This is a genomic window from Microcystis sp. M079S1, assembly GCF_020246425.1.
Lineage (GTDB): Bacteria > Cyanobacteriota > Cyanobacteriia > Cyanobacteriales > Microcystaceae > Microcystis > Microcystis aeruginosa.
Genome location: NZ_JADBSZ010000312.1, coordinates 1 through 3225, shown reverse-complemented (window position 1 = coordinate 3225; position 3225 = coordinate 1). Strand labels below are relative to the sequence as shown.

6 protein-coding genes and 1 pseudogene are annotated in these 3225 nt (G+C 38.0%); 5 read left to right on the top strand and 2 right to left on the bottom strand.

Annotation, left to right across the window (positions count from 1 at the left end; all coding sequences use genetic code 11):
* From IM456_RS20135 to IM456_RS23415, 3 genes are all read left to right on the top strand, one after another.
* On the top strand, positions 1-384 hold a 384-nt coding region (locus tag IM456_RS20135; protein WP_287712798.1), incomplete at its 5' end, for an IS30 family transposase.
* 522 nt (positions 385-906) lie between these two features.
* Positions 907-1110 (top strand): hypothetical protein, encoded by a 204-nt coding sequence (locus IM456_RS23420; RefSeq protein ID WP_172970571.1) that lies wholly within the window; start codon positions 907-909, stop codon positions 1108-1110.
* Positions 1111-1184: 74 nt separating this feature from the next.
* Entirely contained in the window at positions 1185-1613 is a 429-nt protein-coding gene (locus IM456_RS23415) for a hypothetical protein (RefSeq protein WP_149988378.1), read from the top strand.
* Positions 1614-1937: 324 nt separating this feature from the next.
* On the opposite strand, the gene IM456_RS20125 is transcribed toward IM456_RS23415, so the two are convergent.
* A complete protein-coding gene (locus tag IM456_RS20125; RefSeq protein WP_253881492.1) occupies positions 1938-2105 on the bottom strand; it encodes a PIN domain-containing protein in 168 nt (55 codons plus the stop codon).
* Entirely contained in the window at positions 2102-2347 is a 246-nt protein-coding gene (locus IM456_RS20120; protein WP_002747004.1) for a hypothetical protein, read from the bottom strand. The genes IM456_RS20125 and IM456_RS20120 overlap by 4 nt, the downstream gene beginning before the upstream one ends.
* Positions 2348-2639: 292 nt before the next feature.
* Here IM456_RS20120 and IM456_RS20115 point away from each other — a divergent pair, with 292 nt between their 5' ends.
* Together IM456_RS20115 and IM456_RS20110 are read left to right on the top strand one after the other, a co-directional pair.
* Positions 2640-2930 carry a DUF4347 domain-containing protein gene (locus IM456_RS20115; RefSeq protein ID WP_172970570.1) on the top strand — a complete coding sequence of 97 codons (291 nt, stop codon included), beginning with the start codon at positions 2640-2642 and terminating at the stop codon, positions 2928-2930.
* A gap of 54 nt (positions 2931-2984) precedes the next feature.
* Positions 2985-3225, top strand: a pseudogene (locus IM456_RS20110) (hypothetical protein); the annotation flags it as partial.

The following is a 3225-nucleotide window of genomic DNA, read 5'->3' as shown; positions in this document are numbered from 1 at the left end:
GGATTAGCCAAAAACAAAACCGCATCGGAAATCAATAGAGTCACAGAAAAACTTTTTCAAGAGATTCACCCTGACCAAAGAAAAACCTTTACTTGTGACAACGGCAAAGAATTTTGTGGACATCAAGAGTTGAGTCAGAAATTGGGAGCAGATTTTTATTTTGCTACTCCTTATCATTCTTGGGAGAGGGGATTAAACGAGCATACTAATGGACTGTTAAGACAATTTTTCCCCAAGGGAACGAATTTTAAAATCGTTAAGCCAGAGGAGGTGGAAAGAGCCGTAAACTTGATTAACAATCGTCCTCGAAAATGTCTTGACTATCGTACCCCGAATGAGGTATTCTATAAAGGTAGATCAGATAGTGATGCAATTCAAACTTGAATTGGCGCATCTCAAGAACAATCCGCCGTAACGCACCACCTCCATCATTAAATTGGTGGGTTACGCTAAAATTGTCATAACCGAGAAAACGGGTTGGCTCTTATAGGTTCTGTGTGAGGATGGTATAATAGTAATACAGGACAGGAGGTGGGTTATGTGGATAGATTTTGATCAACTCTTGGATTTACCAAATGTACAGGGGTCAATTATCAAAAAATTGCTCAGACAATTTTCTGGCTCTCCTCGACTTTGTGTGATAATCAATGCTGATCATTCGTAGGAGTCTTGCCACAAGGCTTTAAAGACTATATTTCCCCAAAATTATCGGCTGCATCTCCTATTAATCAAAGAGGGCGAATGCAATTCGCCCCTACAATAATATTATTGCGTCAATGGTAGGGGCGCACTGCGTGCGCCCAAAATGTCCTGTAGATATTTCCACCCCATTGAGATGCACCCAAATTATCCCTATTCTTCTTCCTCCCACACAAAAACCAGAAGAGCCACTATCGTGCCTTTGATTTGTATCAGAAACCAGTTATCAGTCTCGCTATATTAGGAGATGAACGAGTAAATTGGCGACCAGATTCCTATAATTATACCATTGCTGGCTGTGAAGTGAGTCTGAAATTCCCAACGGTTAAATTACTGGACTATGAGGAAAGATGGACAGAACTAGAAGCAAGTAGTAAGCTAAACGGCTTTTACTTCGGATCACCGATATAGACTCCAAAAGGGTTATAGCTATTGGATCATGCAGGTTAAGCGCCGTTTAGCTTAATCCTTTTGCTATAATCGTCATGGCACACCTGAAAACAAAAGCGACTACTGGGAAGCTGCCACAACGGGAACAGTGGAAATGGAGGTTAATCAGGGGATTATATGAAAAGGAGTTCGAGAGAGAACAGATAATTAAACTGTTTGAAATCATCGACAATATGATGACTTTATCCACTGAATTACAGTCAAGTTTAGAGAGTAAAATCAAACAATTTATCGAACGCGGTAAAGAAATAGGTAAGGAAATTGGTAAAGAAATTGGCGCGTTAGAAAAAAGCCGCGATGCCATAAAAACAGTTTTAACTGTGCGTTTTGGACAGATTTCTTCAGAAATTGAAGAGATAATCGGCAAAATGACTAACCCTACTATCTTAGAAGAGCTACTAAAATTAGCAGCTACCGCTAATTCTCTCGCAGAATTTAAGCAGTCTTTGGCAAGAATCCAATAATCTTATCCTAATATCTAGAAAACGGGTTTCTCGGAGATTCTCAACTGAGAAAAAGGGTTTCTTGAAGAAACCCGTTTTCTGGACTTATTAACGAATAAAATTAATCTGACAAATATTAAGAGGAATAATCGGTTCAAATTCTTTTCGGTCAGAAGTAAGTAAAATTCCTTTTTCTTGATTGGCTAAAGTTAAAGCAAAACAATCAGCTAAAGAAATGCGCTTAATTAGTGCCTTATATTGGCTTACTTGTCGCCAAAACTTGCTACTTAAATCAAAGCGAGTTTTTATGTTAATATCACTTAATTCTTGAATTAGTTTTTCTGTTTATGATTCTCCTATATCGCGATAAAAATTATAGTAAACTTCGCAAAGATTAACAACATGAATCATTTTGTTATTATTTTGATTAGTGATGGTTTCTCTGACAAGATCCGCTCCTGTTTCATTACGAACAAAAGCAATTACAGCACAAGCATCTAAAATGATATTCATCTATTACGCTCCTCCCAATCAATTTCTGCTTGTTTTTGTTGGGCAAAATCTTCACTACTGGTGGGTGCATGAGCATATTTACCTTGTAATGATTTAATTAACTGTTGTCTTTCTTCTTCTGATTTAGGTTTAATTTGAGGTAAAAAATTTTGCTCGATTAACTCTCTAATTTGCAATAATTGTTCGCCAGAAAGATTAGCTAATGATTCAATTATTTGTTGACGTATTGCTGTAGCATTCATGATTATTACTGACAATTAAGTATAAAAAGTTACTAGGGTTACAATCTATCACAAAAAATGCTAATTGGCCAACAAACCTCTAAAATTAAGCAAATAACTGCCTCGCTTTGACGTTAGCGAGCGCATCTTCGCAATAACTGAGAAAACGGGTTTCTTTGAGAAACCCGTTTTCTGCAAACGCCTATTTAGAAACCCGTTTTCTTGTATAAATGTTAATTTTTGTTATAGCACCCTTGAAAGATTGGCGATTGTTTGCACAAAATAGTCGCATTCATCCCTTGAGGTCAACGTCATGACTTCCACCCTGTTGCCGAGCCTTCCTGCTGTTGACGATGTTTTGTTCAATTTCGCTCAATCTGATGGCTTGAGTCAAGCTAATCAGGTGGATAGTGTGAGAAATCAGCGTTTAACCGCTACCGTAGTTTTCCTCGATGCTGGTGTTAGCGATTATCAAAGTCTCCAAGCTGGAGTAATTCCAGAAGTCGCCACCGTTATTCTCTCTCCCAATCAAGACGGAATCGAACAAATATCCGCTTTTTTACCACAAAATACCCAGATTACCACCATTCACCTCTATTATTAAATCGGTGCGTTACGCTATCGCGCTTCATAGCCTACGAGTAAGCAAACAACTCAAATGAACCCAACAACCGCCAATTATGATGAACCATGGAAAGAAGCATTAAGCGAGTATTTTGAAGCGTTTTTATACTTCTTTTTTCCTGAAGTTCACCAACTAATTGATTGGACAAAAATTCCCGAATCCCTAGAAAAAGAACTCAAACGGATTACCGCTTCAGCAAAGACAAAAAAACGTTTCGCTGACAAACTCTATAAAGTTTGGTTACTCAGGGGTGAAGAAGTCTGGATTTTGATTC